The sequence below is a fragment of the Kitasatospora sp. Root107 genome (assembly GCF_001424875.1).
GTDB lineage: Bacteria > Actinomycetota > Actinomycetes > Streptomycetales > Streptomycetaceae > Kitasatospora.
In genome coordinates this window covers 174,626-189,649 of sequence record NZ_LMCT01000073.1, presented here as the reverse complement: position 1 = coordinate 189,649, position 15,024 = coordinate 174,626, and the positions used below count along the sequence as shown (strand labels likewise).

Below are 15,024 nucleotides of genomic sequence, written 5' to 3'. Positions count from 1 at the left end.
GCCCGGCTCCGCACTGCGGAGCCGGGCCCTTTCTGACGCTGCCTCAGGCGGAGGCGGGCGGGTAGAGCTGCGGCGGGATCTTCGCGGCCGCCGTGCGGTCGAGCAGCCAGAGCGTGCGGGCGGTGCCGTACGCGCCGGAGGCCGGGGCCTGGATCTCGCCGGGGCCGGTGAGGGCCAGTGCGACGGCGTCGGCCTTGTCCTCACCGGCCGCCAGCAGCCAGACCTCGCGGGCCGCCCGGATGGCCGGGAGGGTGAGCGAGATCCGGGTGGGCGGGGGCTTGGGAGCGCCCCGGACGCCGACCACGCTCAACTCGGTCTCCCGTACGCCGGGGTGGCCGGGGAAGAGCGAGGCGACGTGGGTGTCCGGGCCGACGCCGAGCAGCAGCACGTCGAAGGCGGGCACCCGGCCGCGGCCGGCCTTGGTCAGCTCCTCGGCGTAGCGGGCCGCGGCGGCCTCCACGTCGGAGCCGTCGACGCCGTCCGAGGCCGGCATCTCGTGCACCCGGGCCGGGTCGAGCGGGACGGCGTCGAGCAGCTCGGCCCTGGCCTGGACGGCGTTGCGATCCGGGTCGGCGGCGGCGACGAACCGCTCGTCGCCCCACCAGAGGTCGAGCCGGGCCCAGTCCACCGCGTCGCGCGCCGGGGAGGCGCCGATCGCGCCGAGCAGGGCGTTGCCGTTCCGACCGCCCGTCAGCACCACCGAGGCGGTGCCGCGCGCGGCCTGGGCGTCCACGATCCGGGTGATCAGCCGGGCGGCGGCGGCCTGCGCCATCAGCTCCTTGTCCCGGTGGACGACGAGCTGCGGGACGGTCGTCACGAGCCCGCCTTCTTGGTGGCGCGCTTGGCCGGAGCCTTCTTCGCCACCGCCTTCTTGGCCGGGTCCGGAGCCTTGGCGGACACCTTGGCGGTGACCCGGGCCGGTGCGGCCACGGCCGCCTCGATCACCGGGGCGTGCGAAGCGGTCTCGGCGGCCGGCTCCCTGAGCCGCTCCACCGGAGTCCGGACCGCGGCCGCGTAGATGTCGTCCGGGTCGAGCCGGCGCAGCTCCTCGGCGATCAGCTCCGAGGTCTCCCGCCGCTTGAGCGCGACCTGACGGTCCGGCGCACCGGGCATCGACAGCGTGCCCATCAGCCCGTCCGGACGGTCCAGGACGATGTCGCCGCCCTTGGTCCGCAGGGTGACCGAGGTGATGCCGGGGCCGCCGGTGACGACCCGTTCGACCGGGATGTGCAGACGGGTCGTCAGCCAGAGGCCGAGCAGCTCGACGCTCGGGTTGTACGACTCGCCCTCGACCACGGCCGAGGTGATCTCGACCGGGCGCTGGTCCAGGGCGGCGGCCAGCATCGAGCGCCAGCCGGTGATCCTGGTCCAGGCGAGGTCGGTGTCGCCGGGGGTGTAGCTGGCCGCCCGCTGGGCGAGCTGGCCGACCGGGGACTCGGCGGTGACCGCGTCGGTGATCCGGCGCTGGGCGATCGCACCGAGCGGGTCCTGGGCCGGGTGCTGCGGGGCGTTCTCCGGCCACCAGACCACCACGGGGGCGTCGGGCAGCAGCAGCGGCAGCACCACCGACTGGGCGTGGGCGACGAGTTCACCGTGCATCCGGAGGATGACGGTCTCGCCCGAGCCCGCGTCGGTGCCGGCCAGGATCTCGGCGTCGAGCTTGGTCTCGGCCCGGGCCCGGGGTGAGCGCCCGGCCCGCTTGATGACCGCCAGGGTGCGCGAGGGGTGCTCGCGGGAGGCGTCGTTGGCGGCCTTGAGGGCGTCGTACGCGCTGCCCTCGTCGGTCACGATCACCAGGGTGAGCACCATGCCGGCCGCGGTCGAGCCGCCGGCCCGGCGGGCGTCCATCAACGCTGCGTTGATCTTGCTGGACGTGGTGTCGGTCAGGTCGATCTTCATGGGCGCCGCCAGCTCCTGCCGTCTCGTGCCAGCATCTCGTCCGCCTCGGTCGGTCCCCAGGTGCCGGAGGAGTACTGGGCGGGCTTGCCGTGGGTGTCCCAGTACTGCTCGATGGGGTCGAGGATGTCCCAGGACAACTCGACCTCCTGGTGACGGGGGAACAGGTTGGCGTCGCCGAGCAGCACATCGAGGATGAGCCGCTCGTACGCCTCGGGGCTGGACTCGGTGAAGGACTCGCCGTAGGCGAAGTCCATCGTGACGTCCCGGACCTCGAAGGAGGTGCCGGGCACCTTGGAGCCGAACCGCACCGTGACGCCCTCGTCCGGCTGCACCCGGATCACCAGGGCGTTCTGCCCCAGCTCCTCGGTGGCGTAGGAGTCGAACGGCAGGTACGGGGCGCGCTGGAAGACCACCGCGATCTCGGTGACCCGGCGGCCGAGCCGCTTGCCGGTGCGCAGGTAGAACGGCACGCCCGCCCAGCGGCGGTTGTTGATCTCCAGCTTGATGGCCGCGTAGGTGTCGGTCTTGGAGTTGGGGTCGATGCCGTCCTCGTCCAGGTAGCCGACCACCTCCTCGCCGCCCTGCCAGCCGGCCGCGTACTGGCCGCGCACGGTGTGCTTGCCCAGGTCCTCGGGGAGCTGGACGGCGCTGAGCACCTTGAGCTTCTCGGCCACCAGCGCCTTGGGGTGGAACGACGCGGGCTCCTCGATGGCGGTCAGTGCCATCAGCTGGAGCAGGTGGTTCTGGATCACGTCGCGGGCGGAGCCGATGCCGTCGTAGTACCCGGCCCGGCCGCCGATCCCGATGTCCTCGGCCATGGTGATCTGCACGTGGTCGACGTACGACCGGTTCCAGATCGGCTCGAACATGGTGTTGGCGAAGCGGAGCGCCAGGATGTTCTGGACGGTCTCCTTGCCGAGGTAGTGGTCGATCCGGAAGACCTCGTCACGGGGGAAGACCTCGTGCACGATCCGGTTCAACTCCTGGGCGCTCTCCAGGTTGTGACCGAACGGCTTCTCGATCACCGCGCGCCGCCAGGAGCCCTGCGGCGGGTCGGCCAGCCCGTGCTTCTTGAGCTGCTGCACGACGTTCGGGAAGAACTTCGGCGGCACCGAGAGGTAGAAGGCGAAGTTGCCGCCCGTCCCCTGGGCCTGGTCCAGCTCCTCGATGGTCTTGCGCAGGGTGTCGAAGGCGTCGTCGTCGTCGAAGGTGCCCTGGACGAACCGCATGCCCTTGGCCAGCTGCTGCCAGACCTCCTCGCGGAAGGGGGTCCTGGCGTGCTGCTTGACCGCGTCGTGGACCTCCTTGGCGAAGTCCTCGTCCTCCCACTCGCGGCGGGCGAAGCCGACCAGCGAGAAGCCCGGCGGCAACAGGCCCCGGTTCGCCAGGTCGTAGATGGCGGGCATCAGCTTCTTGCGGGACAGGTCGCCGGTGACCCCGAAGATGACCAGGCCCGACGGCCCCGCGATGCGCGGGAGCCGTCGGTCTGCGGGGTCACGTAGCGGATTGGAGGGCACGAGCGGGGGATCGCCCTGCTCGACCTCCGGGTATTCGTTGCTCACTGTTGGGGCTCCGCTTCCGTGAACGTGCTTGTGAGCAGGTGTCAGTTCTCGTCGGCGAAGGAGGCCAGCGAGGCGGTGACGGTGTCGAGCAGCTCGATCCAGGACTGCTCGAACTTCTCCACGCCCTCGTCCTCCAGGACCTGGACCACGTCGTCGTAGTCCACGCCCGCGGCGGCGATGGCGTCCATCACGGCCTTGGCGTCGGCGTAGTTGGGGGTGATGGTGTCGCCGGTGATCACGCCGTGGTCGCCGGTGGCGTCCAGGGTGCCCTCGGGCATGGTGTTCACGGTGCCGGGGGCGACCAGCTCGGTGACGTACAGGGTGTCCGGGAGGTTCGGGTCCTTGACACCGGTGGAGGCCCAGAGCGGACGCTGCGGCTTGGCACCGGCGGCCTCCAGCACCGACCAGCGGTCGCTCGAGAAGACCTCCTCGTACGCCTGGTACGCGAGCCGGGCGTTGGCCAGCGCGGCCTTGGAGCGAAGGTTCTTCGCCTCGCCGCCGATCTTGTCCAGGCGCTTGTCGATCTCGGTGTCCACCCGGGACACGAAGAACGAGGCGACCGACTCGATCTGCGACAGGTCCAGGCCGGCCGCCTTGGCGGTCTCGAGACCCGTCAGGTAGGCGTCCATCACCGCGCGGTAGCGCTCCAGCGAGAAGATCAGCGTGACGTTGACGCTGATCCCCTTGCCGAGCACCTCGGCGATGGCGGGGAGGCCGGCCTTGGTGGCGGGGATCTTGATCAGCACGTTCGGGCGGTCCACCAGCCACCACAGCTGCTTGGCCTCGGCGATGGTCGCCGGGGTCTGGTGCGCCAGGCGGGGGTCGACCTCGATCGAGACCCGGCCGTCGCGGCCGTTGCTGGCGTCGTAGACCGGGCGCAGCACGTCGGCCGCGTCCCGCACGTCCGAGGTGGTGATCATGCGGATCGCCTCGTCGGTGGTGACCTTGCGGACCGCCAGGTCGCGCAGCTGGACGTCGTACGCGGCGCTGCCGCCGCCGATCGCCTTCTGGAAGATGGTCGGGTTGGTGGTGACACCGACCACGTGCTTGCTCTGCACCAGCTCAGCCAGGTTTCCGGAGTTCAGCCGGTCACGGCTCAGGTCGTCCAGCCAGATCGCCACGCCCTCGTCGCTGAGGCGCTTCAGTGCGTCAGTCATGGTGCTACTTCCTCTTGTTCTGTTGGACAGTCAGACGGGGCCGGGCGCCCGAAGGCACCCGACCCCCCGGGGTACGACTAGCGCGAGATGGCCTCGACGGTGCGCAGCGAGGCGCGGGCGGCGTTGGCCACCGCGTCGGCGGTCAGGCCGAACTCGCGGAAGAGGACCTTGTAGTCGGCCGAAGCACCGAAGTGCTCCAGGCTGATGATCCGACCGGCGTCGCCGACCAGCTCACGCCAGCCCTGCGCGATGCCGGCCTCGACCGAGACCCGGGCCCGGACGTTCGGGGGCAGCACGCTGTCCCGGTACGCCTGGTCCTGCTCGTTGAACCACTCGATGGACGGCATCGACACGACGCGGGTCGGGATGCCGTCGGCCTCCAGCTCCTCGCGCGCGGTGACCGCGAGCTGGACCTCGGAGCCGGTGGCGATCAGGATCACCTTCGGCGCCGCGTCGGAGGCCTCGGCCAGCACGTAGCCGCCCTTGGCGGTGCCCTCGGCGGAGCCGAAGACCTCGCGGTCCCAGGTCGGCACGTTCTGCCGGGTGAGCGCCAGGCCGACCGGGCCGGGGTGGCTGGTCTGCCGCTCCAGGATGGTGTGCCAGGCGACCGCGGTCTCGTTGGCGTCGGCCGGGCGGACCATGGCCAGGCCCGGGATGGCGCGCAGCGAGGCCAGGTGCTCGACCGGCTGGTGGGTCGGGCCGTCCTCGCCGAGACCGATCGAGTCGTGCGTCCAGACGTAGGTGACCGGGATCTTCATCAGCGCGGCCAGTCGGACGGCCGGGCGCATGTAGTCCGCGAAGACCAGGAAGGTGCCGCCGAACACGCGGGTCTTCCCGTGCAGCGCGATGCCGTTCATGGTCGAGCCCATGGCGTGCTCGCGGATGCCGAAGTGGATGGTCCGCCCGTACGGGTTGGCCGACTTCAGCGGGTTGCCCTCGGGCAGGAAGGAGCTGCCCTCGTCGATCGTGGTGAGGTTGGACTCCGCGAGGTCGGCCGAGCCGCCCCACAGCTCCGGGATCACCGCGCCGAGCGCCTTGAGGGTGTCGCCGGACGCCTTGCGGGTGGCGACCTCCTTGCCGGCCGGGAAGACCGGGACGGCCTTCTCCCAGCCGTCGGGCAGCTCACCGGCGCTGATCCGGTCGAACTCGGCGGCCCGCCCCGGGTTGGCCTCGCGCCAGGCGTGGAAGCCCTTCTCCCACTCGTGCCGGGTGGCCTTGCCACGCTGCACGACCTCGCGGGCGTGGTTGATCACCGTGTCGGTGACCTCGAAGGTCTTCTGCGGGTCGAAGCCCAGCACCTTCTTGGTGGCCGCGATCTCGGCCTCGCCGAGCGCCGAGCCGTGCGCCTTCGCGGTGTTCTGCGCGTCGGGGGCGGGCCAGGCGATGATGGTGCGCATCGCGATCATGGACGGGCGCGAGGTCTCGGCCTTGGCCGCGTCCAGTGCCGCGGCCAGCGCCAGCACGTCGATGTCGCCGTCCGACTTCGGGGTGACGCGCTGGACGTGCCAGCCGTACGCCTCGTAGCGGGCCAGCACGTCCTCGGAGAAGGCGGTGTCGGTGTCGCCCTCGATCGAGATGTGGTTGTCGTCGTACAGCGCGACCAGGTTGCCGAGCTTCTGATGCCCCGCCAGCGAGGACGCCTCGGCGGAGATGCCCTCCTCCAGGTCGCCGTCGCTGACGATCGACCAGATGGTGTGGTCGAACGGGGAGGTGCCGGGGGCGGCCTCCGGGTCGAACAGGCCGCGCTCGTAGCGGGCGGCCATCGCCATGCCCACCGCGTTGGCGATGCCCTGGCCGAGCGGGCCGGTGGTGGTCTCGACCCCGGCGGTGTGACCGTGCTCCGGGTGGCCCGGGGTGCGGCTGCCCGCGACCCGGAACGCCTTCAGGTCGTCCAGCGACAGTCCGTAACCGGACAGGTACAGCTGGGTGTAGAGAGTCAGCGAGGTGTGCCCGGGAGAGAGCACGAAGCGGTCGCGGCCCACCCAGGCCGGGTCCGTGGGGTCGTGGCGCAGGAAGCGCTGGAAGATCAGGTACGCCGCGGGGGCCAGCGACATGGCCGTCCCCGGGTGTCCGTTGCCGACCTTCTGGACCGCGTCCATGGCCAGGACCCGGGCCGTGTCGACCGTCCGCTGATCCAGCTCGGTCCACTCGAATACGTTCGGCGTGGTGCTCACCCTGTCTCAGGGCTCCTTCCATATATGAAGAGTGACCCCGTGAGGGACCGGGTCAGCCACGTCGCTGTGGGCCTGACGTCTCGTTGGTTCCGGTCACGGAGGGTTGATCCCGCTTCTCTGTGCGAGCCTACCGCCCGGGCGGACCTTCACCCTGCGTGGCGGGACAACCAGGACTTTCCGGCTCGGATTCCCGAATACCGTGTCACCTGCCGCCCGTCCTACCCTCACCCGGATCGGCCGGGTCGGCGCGTCCACGGAGCAAGACGGGGGAAGGGCCGATTTGCGGTGGTTCACCCGCCGGTGTGCGGTTCCGCCTCGCCGGAGGACCCCGGGGCCGATCGCGGTATATGGAGCGTCTAAGGTGGCGTGGTACGCGCAGCGCGGACGGATCGGCACATTCTGGTTCCGAGGACGCCTGTGAAGATTCATCGTGAGTTGGGGTGTCCGTGACCGCCGTTGAATCCCGCCCTGCCGGGGTGGTGGGGACAACTCCCGCGCGCCGGCCGATCGGGGCCCGTGTCGGAGCGTTCGTCGCACTGACCAAGCCTCGGATCATCGAACTGCTGCTGATCACCACCGTCCCGGTGATGTTCCTGGCGCAGCGCGGGGTGCCCGATCTGCTGTTGGTGCTCTGGGTGGTGATCGGCGGGTACCTCTCCGCCGGTGGCGCCAACGCGCTCAACATGTACATCGACCGCGACATCGACGCGGTGATGTCCCGCACCGAGCGCCGCCCGCTGGTGACCGGCATGGTCTCGCCGCGCGAGGCGCTGGTCTTCGGCATCGCGCTGGCGATCGGCTCGACCGTCTGGCTCGGCCTGCTGGTCAACCCGCTGGCCGCCGGTCTGGCGCTGACCGCACTGCTCTTCTACGTCTTCGTCTACACGCTCGGTCTGAAGCGGCGGACGGCGCAGAACATCGTCTGGGGCGGCATCGCGGGCTGCATGCCGGTCTTCGTCGGCTGGGCCGCGGTGACGAACTCGGTCTCCTGGTCGGCCCTGGTGCTCTTCCTGGTGATCTTCTTCTGGACGCCGCCGCACTACTGGCCGCTCTCGATGAAGGTGCGCGACGACTACATCCGGGCCGGCGTCCCGATGCTGCCGGTGCTCAAGGGCAACCTCGCGGTGGCCCGGCAGATCGTGGCGTACTCCTGGGTGATGGTGCTGGTCTCGCTGGCGCTCTGGCCGCTGGCCCACACCAGCTGGCTGTACCCGGTCTCGGCGGTGCTGCTCGGTGGCTTCTGGCTCAAGGAGGCGCACGGCCTGCACGCCCGCGCCAAGGCCGGTCTGGCCGGAGCCAAGCTCAAGGAGATGCGGCTGTTCCACTGGTCGATCACCTATCTGACCCTGCTCTTCGTGGTCATCGCGGTGGACCCGTTCATCCCCTGACGGACCGTCGGGAAAAGGGGCCCCTCGGGGCCCCTTTCTCATCTCCCGGGCAGCTCGCTCGGGCCGACGTGTCCGTCCAGCCAGGCTCGCAGCGGCTGCGAGGCGCGGAGGAACCCCACGACCCGGTCGAGCGCCTGCGGGGTGCCCAGCCAGGCGGCGGGCTCCCACTCCTGCCAGGCCACCAGGCCCTTGTTGCGCAGCAGTTCGATCCTCGGGTGGTCCTTGGCGAAGCCGCGCGGGGCGGTCTTCAGCGCGTCCCGGCCGTGCACCTTGGGCCCGGCGGCCTCGACCGCGGCGATCACCCGCTGCAGCTCGGCGCCGCTGACGTCCTCGGCCACCGCGGCGCGGTAGCGGGCGAGTTGGTCGGTGGCCAGCTGGTACATGCCGTTGCCGCAGGCCAGTCCGTCGGCGGAGAGCTGGATGTAGCCGCCGCCCTCCAGGTAGCCGCCGATGTGCGTCTTGTACGGCGACTTGTCGGCGCTGAACCGGACGTCGCGGTTCGGCCGGAAGATCTTCCCGGGCCCGAACTCCGGCTCCAGGGCCTCCAGCAGGGCCGCCATCGGGTCCCGGACGTCGTGCTCGTACCGCGCTTTGTGGGCTTGCCAGAAGACCCGGGAGTTGTCGGTCTCCAGCTGCTCGTAGAACTCAAGGGCCTCGGCGGGCCAGCCTTCGAAGGTCACACCCCCAGCCTAGGTACTCCGCCCGTGTGTTGGGCTCCACACGCCGCTCCCGTCGCCAGTGCGACTACTGATCGGTAGCATGCCGGACATGAGCAGCGCAGACACCGCCACCACCGCCGCCGCGCCGGACGCCCGCGCCGAGCGCCGCGCCAAGCGCATCGCCAAGAACATCCAGAGCTTCGCCAAGCAGCACGGCGGCAGCGCCGAGGGTGTGGTCGAGTACGTCGGCCGTACCGCCACCCGGATCGTGCTGGTCGGGGCGGACGGCTCCTGGGGCGACCAGGTCGCCCCGACCTTCGCCGTCGGCAAGCGAGCGGCCGAGCTGGCCGGGCTCAAGCTGCACGACGACTTCGAGGGCGAGCTGGCGCTCAAGGTGCGCACCAGCTCGTACGAGTGGAAGCGGATGGCCGGTATCCAGATCGGCGGCTGACGGTACGTCGAAGGCCCGGACCCGATGACGGGTCCGGGCCTTCTGTCTTGGCTCGTCAGGCGTCCTGCAGCTCCTGCGCTGGGACTGCTGCCGGCGCGGGCAGACCGGCCCGGCTGCGCAGCGCCAGCGGGATGCGCAGGGCGGCGATCCAGACCAGGGCGGCGCCCAGCATGTGCAGGCCGACCAGCACCTCGGGGGCGTCGGTGAAGTACTGGACGAAGCCGATCAGGCCCTGCGCGAGCAGCACGATCAGCAGCTCCTTGGCCCGGGCCCGGGCGGCCGGCGGGGCCTTGACCGCCGCGAGGACGAAGACCGCGGCGATGGCCAGGCCGAAGGAGAGGAAGGCCAGGTCGGTGTGCAGCTGCGCCAGCCGGTCGTAGTCGATCGGGATCCGGTAGACCGGCTTGCCGTCCGCCTTGGAGGCGCCCGGATGGTGACCCGCGCCGGTCACCAGCGTCCCCGCCACCACCAGCAGGCCGATCACCAGCACCAGCACGTCGGCGAACCGGGCGACCGGCCGGGTGACCAGCGGTTCCGGCGCGCCGTCACCCTCCTTGGTCCGCTCCCAGGTCAGCAGGGCGACCCAGACCAGGGCCATCGCGGCGATCAGGTGTGCGCCGACGATGTACGGGTTGAGGCCGGTCAGCACCGTGATGCCGCCGAGTACGGCGTTGCTCATCACCAGCCAGAACTGTGCCCAGCCCAGCTTGGTGATGCTCCGTCGCCACGGGCGGTGGCAGCGGGCGGCCAGGGTGACCCAGGCGACCGCCGCGCAGAGCACGTACGTCAGCATCCGGTTGGTGAACTCGATGATGCCGTTGATGCCCATCTCGGGGGTCGGCGTCAGGCTCTCGGGAGTGCAGCGCGGCCAGGTCGAGCAGCCGAGGCCGGAGGCGGTCAGCCGGACGGCGCCGCCGGTGACCACGATGACCACGCTCATCACCAGGGCGGCGAGCGCGGCCCGCCGGACGGTCACGGCGGTCGGCTGCCAGCGGGCGGCGAGGAGGGAGGAGGGGGTATGCACGGGAATCACTGTAATTCGCCTTACAGATGATCAATGCGCGCCCCCTCCGCTGCCGCTCTAGGCGGCGCGGCGGCGGCCCTTGATCCGGCGCGGCCAGGGGAAGAGGCGGGGTGGGCGGCCGGCGGCGAGGTCCTCGATCCAGCCGAAGGCCAGCACGAACAGCGCGATCAGTGGCAGTGCGACCAGCAGCGGGGGGTAGCGGGTGCGCAGCAGCCAGGCCAGGTGGTCGGCTGCCCAGTCGCTGCGCCAGGCCAGGTCGATGATCGGAATCGAGATCACCAGGGCCAGGGTGTGCCAGAGGTAGACACTCACCGCCCGGGCGTTGAGCAGGCTGATCAGGCCGTTCCAGCGTTGCAGCGGGCCTGGCCAGTCCTGCCACGACGGGCTCAGGTGGAGCAGCAGCAGGACGAAGCCGAAGGACCAGACGGCCTGCGCGATCGGCACGTTCTCCAGGTCGCCGACCGCGGTCGGGTCGAGCACCGGACGGCTGGTCAGCCACCAGTAGCCGGCCAGCATCACCAGGGGGGCGATCGAGGGCGCGACGTACTGCGGCAGCTTGCGCAGCAGGCCCTCCTGGTGGGCCATGCCGAGCACCCAGCAGGAGCCGAAGGTGGTGAAGTCCGAGAAGGTCTCCCAGATCCGGCCGCCGCCCTCCGGTAGGAAGCCGGAGCAGAGCGCCAGCGCCAGCGGGGTGAAGATGGTGACCACCGGGAAGCGGCGCAGTGCCTTCAGCATCAGCGGCGAGAGCAGCACGTACCAGAGGTAGGCCCGCAGGTACCAGAGCGGCACCCCGACCTGCACGGCCCAGCCGTGCTCCAGCAGGCCGCCGAAGCCGGACAGGGAGACCTCGGCGAACGGCGGGGTGCTCAGCGGCAGGATCCAGAACGCCAGCTTGCCCCACCACCAGTTGGGGTGCCCCTCGGCGTTCGGGCCCCAGCCGTCCAGCAGGCTCAGGCCGATCGTGATGATGCCGAACAGCCAGAGCGGCGGCAGCAGCCGGCGCAGTCGGCCGCGGATCACGGTGAGTGCGGGGCGGCTCAGCGAACGGGCCATCAGCGAGCCGGCCAGCGCGAACATCACGCCCATCGAGGGGAAGACCAGCGGCAGCCAGGCCCAACCGAAGTTGTGGTAGATCACCACCCGGAGCAGCGCCAGCGCGCGCAGCAGGTCCAGGTAGCGGTCCCGGCCGCCCGAGCGGGGCTTGGGGGCGGGCGGCGGATCGGTCGCGAGCAGCTCGGGCTCGAGTTGCGGCTCCGGCTGCCGGGGCAGCGGGACGCGCAGTTGCATGGTCTCGATGTGCTGCGGGAACGAGGACACGTCACACCTCCACTACGGGGGCCGAGACCTCGCCGGTCAGTGCGGTGATCGAGGACTGGAGCAGGACGGACTGCCGGGGGCGCTGGTGGCGGGACAGTCGCGGCAGGAGCCTGCTCGGGAGACCGTAGTCGACCCGGACGACCTGATTCGGAGTCAATGTCCGTTCTGTGTTGGTCTGGCGCAAGCTTGTAATCGGATCGAAATTACGTACACCGTTGCCAAGCACTGCGCGTATCCCGAACGGAACGGGACGTACCGGCCAGAACGGTCATTGGTCTTGACCAATGCCCGTCCTGCTCGACAGAGTGCGCCCTGACCCATACCTGTTGGGCCGCACCTACAGCGGAGATCCTGCACATGCGCATATCCGTACCCGCCGCCGCGCTCGCGCTCGGTGGCTCCCTCGCTCTCGGCGCCCTGGTCGCCCCGACGGCCCTCGCGACCCCGGCTGCCGAGAACTGCCGCACCTTCGGGGTGGCCAACCTCTACGGCGAGTTCGTCGAAGGGGACGACACCCACACCCCCGACGCCGAGGGCGCGGTCGCGATCGGCGGCAACGCCGACTTCACCGGCGGTTTCTCGGTCGGCAACGAGCTGACGGCCGACCAGGTCGCCAAGCTCCCGGGCGGCAACGCCCTGGTGGTCGGCGGCAACCTGACCGGCAACGTCCAGGTGATGAAGGGCGACGGCGTCTACGCCGGCAAGCTCACCGGCAAGGCCGAGGCGCACGCGGGCAAGGTCGTCCAGGGCCCGTCCCCGATCGACTTCACGGCGGAGTTCGCCAAGCTGCGGTCACTCTCCGCCGAGCTGGTCAAGCCCGGTGCGGGGACGATGACCCTGGACGGCACCAAGCTCACCCTGACCGGTACGGACGCGACGCTGAACAGCTTCGTCCTCCCGAAGCACGTGCTCACCGGGGCCAAGGAGTTCTACCTCAAGGTGCCGGTCGGCTCCGTGACGGTGATCAGCTCGGTGGAAGACTCCTACGACCAGGACCAGGCCGGTACCACCGGCTTCTTCCTCTGGGACGAGGCCGCCAAGACGTACGTGAACGACGACAAGCAGCAGAGCGCGGCCGGTGGCCAGATCCGGGCCAAGCTGCTGTGGAACTTCCCGAACGCCACCAAGGTGACCAAGAAGAGCGGCAACGCCTGGCCGGGCAGCGTGCTCGCCCCGAACGCCGCCTTCGACCTCGGCAGCGGCGGCCCGGTGAACGGCTCGGTGATCGCCAAGTCGCTGACCGGCAAGGGCGGCGCGGAGACCCACCACTACCCGTTCACCGGCTGCCTGCCGGCTACCACCGTGGTGGTGACCACCCCGCCGACCACTCCGGCGCCGAGCACCAGCGGCACGCCGTCCGGCACCCCGTCCGCGAGCACCAGCGGCAAGCCCACCCCGAGTGGTACGCCGACCCCGGGCGGCAGCGCCGGCCCGTCCGTCGCGGTGCCCGGCACGCCCGCCCCGAGCGCGTCGGCCCCCGGTAACGGTGGCGGCGGCCTGGCCTTCACCGGTGTCAGCGGCCTGCTGCCGCTGACCATCGGTGGTGTGCTGGTGCTCGGCGCCGGTGTCGGCATCGCGGTGGCCGTCCGCCGCCGCTCGCGCTAGCCAGTAGTCACTCCCAGCGGAAGAACCGGGCCGCCAGGCCCAGACCGACCGCTGCCCAGGCGCCGAGGATGCCCAGGTCCGCCCAGGGCATCCCGGCGCCGTTCTGCAGGACGTCCCGCAGCCCGTCCGAGAGCGCACTGATCGGCAGCAGCTCCAGCACCGGCTGGACCGCCGCCGGGAACTTCGACAGCGGCACGACCACGCCGCCCGCCAGCAGCAGCAGGACGAAGACCAGGTTGGCGGCGGCCAGCGTGGCCTCCGCCTTGAGCGTGCCCGCCATCAGCAGCCCGAGGCCGGAGAACGCGGCCGTGCCCAGCACCAGCAGCGCCGCCACCGCGAGCGGGCTGCCCTGCGGCGACCAGCCCAGGCCGAGCGCGATCACCGCGAGCAGCGTCACCTGGAGCAGCTCGGTGACCAGCACGCAGCCGGTCTTCGCGGTCAGCAGCGCCCAGCGCGGCAGCGGCGAGGCGCCGAGCCGCTTGAGCACGCCGTACCGCCGCTCGAAGCCGGTGGCGATCGCCTGCCCGGTGAACGCGGTGGACATCACCGCCAGCGCCAGCAGCCCCGGCGCCAGGAAGTCGACCCGCTTGCCGGGCCCCGTCACGTCGACCACGTCCACGGCGCTGAACAGCACCAGCAGCACGGTCGGGATCACCACGGTGAGCAGCAGCTGCTCCCCGTTGCGCAGCAGCATCCTGGTCTCGAACGCGGTCTGCGCCAGCAGCATCCGGCCGACCGGCGCGGCGCCGGGCCTGGGTTCGTACGTGGTCATCGGAGCTCCCGGCCGGTCAGTTCGAGGAAGACGTCTTCGAGGCTGCGCCGACGCACCGTCAGGCGTTCGGGCATCACCCCGACCGAGGCGCACCAGGCGGTGACGGTGGCCAGCAGCTCCGGCCCGAGTGGCGCCTCGACCCGGTACGAGCCGGGGCTCGGCTCGGTGGCGGCGGCTCCGTCCGGCAGCACCTTGTGCAGCGAGCCGAGGTCGAGCCCGGCCGGGCCGTCGAAGTGCAGGCTGCTCTCCGAGCCGCCCCGGCAGAGCTCCTCGACGCTGCCCCCGGCGATCACCTTTCCGCCGTCCACGATCGCCACCCGGTCGGCCAGTTGCTCGGCCTCGTCCAGGTGATGGGTGGTCAGCACCACGGTGACGCCGTCCCGGCGCAGGTCGCGGACCAGCTCCCAGGTGGCCCGGCGGGCCTGCGGGTCGAGCCCGGCGGTGGGCTCGTCCAGGAAGACCAGCTCGGGCCGGCCGACCACAGCCATCGCCAGGGCCAGCCGCTGCTGCTGGCCGCCGGAGAGCCGCCGGTAGGCGGTCCGGCCGCAGGAGCCGAGGCCGAGCCGTTCGACCAGGGCGTCCACGTCCAGCGGGTGGGCGTGCAGCTTGGCGGTGTGCCGGAGCATCTCGACCGCGCGGGCACCCGGGTAGACGCCGCCGGACTGGAGCATCACGCCGACCCGGGGCCGGAGCGCGGCGGCGTCGGCGACCGGGTCGAGGCCGAGCACCCGGACCGTCCCCGCGTCGGGGCGGCGGAAGCCCTCGCAGGTCTCGATCGTGGTGGTCTTCCCGGCGCCGTTCGGCCCGAGCACGGCGGTCACGGTGCCGCGCGCGATGGTCAGGTCCAGCCCGTCCACCGCCGTCTTCGGCCCGTACCGCTTCACCAGGCCGGTCACCTCGACCGCAGGTTCGCTATGCATGCCCCGGAGTCTATGAGGCGACCCCTACCACCCCTGCCGTGGGCCAGGTTGATCGTTTGCGCAGGTCAGGCGAGAAGTGAGGTAAGCCTTGCCTGC

At 71.2% G+C, this 15,024-nt stretch carries 14 protein-coding genes; 3 read left to right on the top strand and 11 right to left on the bottom strand.

The window, feature by feature from the left end; all coding sequences use genetic code 11:
• Positions 1-43: 43 nt before the first annotated feature.
• The 5 genes from pgl to tkt form a co-directional block, all read right to left on the bottom strand.
• Positions 44-817 (bottom strand): 6-phosphogluconolactonase, encoded by a 774-nt coding sequence (pgl, locus tag ASC99_RS36475; protein ID WP_082598925.1) that lies wholly within the window; start codon positions 815-817, stop codon positions 44-46.
• Entirely contained in the window at positions 814-1,899 is a 1,086-nt protein-coding gene (opcA, locus tag ASC99_RS36470) for a glucose-6-phosphate dehydrogenase assembly protein OpcA (RefSeq protein ID WP_057240345.1), read from the bottom strand. Before opcA ends, pgl begins: the two co-directional genes overlap by 4 nt.
• Positions 1,896-3,416 (bottom strand): glucose-6-phosphate dehydrogenase, encoded by a 1,521-nt coding sequence (zwf, locus tag ASC99_RS36465; protein WP_057240428.1) that lies wholly within the window; start codon positions 3,414-3,416, stop codon positions 1,896-1,898. The genes opcA and zwf overlap by 4 nt, the downstream gene beginning before the upstream one ends.
• A gap of 86 nt (positions 3,417-3,502) precedes the next feature.
• On the bottom strand, positions 3,503-4,618 hold the full coding sequence (tal, locus tag ASC99_RS36460) for a transaldolase (protein WP_057240343.1): 1,116 nt from the start codon (positions 4,616-4,618) through the stop codon (positions 3,503-3,505).
• 77 nt (positions 4,619-4,695) lie between these two features.
• On the bottom strand, positions 4,696-6,792 hold the full coding sequence (gene tkt, locus ASC99_RS36455; protein WP_057240341.1) for a transketolase: 2,097 nt from the start codon (positions 6,790-6,792) through the stop codon (positions 4,696-4,698).
• 446 nt (positions 6,793-7,238) lie between these two features.
• Between tkt and ASC99_RS36450 the strand changes: the two genes are divergently transcribed.
• Positions 7,239-8,180, top strand: a complete 942-nt coding sequence (locus ASC99_RS36450) for a heme o synthase (protein ID WP_082598934.1) — start codon at positions 7,239-7,241, stop codon at positions 8,178-8,180.
• Between the two features lie 38 nt (positions 8,181-8,218).
• Here ASC99_RS36450 and ASC99_RS36445 read toward each other — a convergent pair whose 3' ends face one another.
• Entirely contained in the window at positions 8,219-8,860 is a 642-nt protein-coding gene (locus ASC99_RS36445; protein WP_057240337.1) for a DUF2461 domain-containing protein, read from the bottom strand.
• An 88-nt stretch (positions 8,861-8,948) separates the two neighbouring features.
• Between ASC99_RS36445 and ASC99_RS36440 the strand changes: the two genes are divergently transcribed.
• Positions 8,949-9,290 carry a hypothetical protein gene (locus ASC99_RS36440; RefSeq protein WP_369824316.1) on the top strand — a complete coding sequence of 114 codons (342 nt, stop codon included), beginning with the start codon at positions 8,949-8,951 and terminating at the stop codon, positions 9,288-9,290.
• A gap of 55 nt (positions 9,291-9,345) precedes the next feature.
• Here ASC99_RS36440 and ASC99_RS36435 read toward each other — a convergent pair whose 3' ends face one another.
• Genes ASC99_RS36435 through ASC99_RS39270 form a run of 3 tightly spaced genes read right to left on the bottom strand, consistent with a single transcriptional unit; the run spans position 9,346 to position 11,788 of the window.
• Positions 9,346-10,314: a heme A synthase gene (locus tag ASC99_RS36435; RefSeq protein ID WP_369824317.1), complete on the bottom strand. Its 969-nt coding sequence runs from the start codon at positions 10,312-10,314 to the stop codon at positions 9,346-9,348.
• 57 nt (positions 10,315-10,371) lie between these two features.
• Positions 10,372-11,631, bottom strand: a complete 1,260-nt coding sequence (locus ASC99_RS36430; protein WP_235502791.1) for an acyltransferase family protein — start codon at positions 11,629-11,631, stop codon at positions 10,372-10,374.
• A gap of 1 nt (position 11,632) precedes the next feature.
• Positions 11,633-11,788 (bottom strand): hypothetical protein, encoded by a 156-nt coding sequence (locus ASC99_RS39270; protein ID WP_157531976.1) that lies wholly within the window; start codon positions 11,786-11,788, stop codon positions 11,633-11,635.
• Between the two features lie 200 nt (positions 11,789-11,988).
• On the opposite strand from ASC99_RS39270, the gene ASC99_RS36425 reads away from it, so the two are divergent.
• Positions 11,989-13,236: a choice-of-anchor A family protein gene (locus ASC99_RS36425; protein ID WP_057240331.1), complete on the top strand. Its 1,248-nt coding sequence runs from the start codon at positions 11,989-11,991 to the stop codon at positions 13,234-13,236.
• Positions 13,237-13,243: 7 nt separating this feature from the next.
• Here the strand turns inward: ASC99_RS36425 and ASC99_RS36420 are convergent, their stop codons facing one another.
• Together ASC99_RS36420 and ASC99_RS36415 are read right to left on the bottom strand one after the other, a co-directional pair.
• Positions 13,244-14,008: an ABC transporter permease gene (locus ASC99_RS36420; RefSeq protein ID WP_057240329.1), complete on the bottom strand. Its 765-nt coding sequence runs from the start codon at positions 14,006-14,008 to the stop codon at positions 13,244-13,246.
• Positions 14,005-14,928 carry an ABC transporter ATP-binding protein gene (locus tag ASC99_RS36415; RefSeq protein ID WP_057240328.1) on the bottom strand — a complete coding sequence of 308 codons (924 nt, stop codon included), beginning with the start codon at positions 14,926-14,928 and terminating at the stop codon, positions 14,005-14,007. The genes ASC99_RS36420 and ASC99_RS36415 overlap by 4 nt, the downstream gene beginning before the upstream one ends.
• Between the last annotated feature and the right edge of the window lie 96 nt (positions 14,929-15,024).

What these genes read in the sequence shown, in the direction of transcription:
- opcA (WP_057240345.1), bottom strand. Translation starts at nt 1,899, where the DNA reads ATGAAGATCGACCTGACCGACACCACGTCCAGCAAGATCAACGCAGCG.
- tal (WP_057240343.1), bottom strand. Translation starts at nt 4,618, where the DNA reads ATGACTGACGCACTGAAGCGCCTCAGCGACGAGGGCGTGGCGATCTGG.
- ASC99_RS36440 (WP_369824316.1), top strand. Translation starts at nt 8,949, where the DNA reads ATGAGCAGCGCAGACACCGCCACCACCGCCGCCGCGCCGGACGCCCGC.
- ASC99_RS36425 (WP_057240331.1), top strand. Translation starts at nt 11,989, where the DNA reads ATGCGCATATCCGTACCCGCCGCCGCGCTCGCGCTCGGTGGCTCCCTC.
- ASC99_RS36420 (WP_057240329.1), bottom strand. Translation starts at nt 14,008, where the DNA reads ATGACCACGTACGAACCCAGGCCCGGCGCCGCGCCGGTCGGCCGGATG.
- ASC99_RS36415 (WP_057240328.1), bottom strand. Translation starts at nt 14,928, where the DNA reads ATGCATAGCGAACCTGCGGTCGAGGTGACCGGCCTGGTGAAGCGGTAC.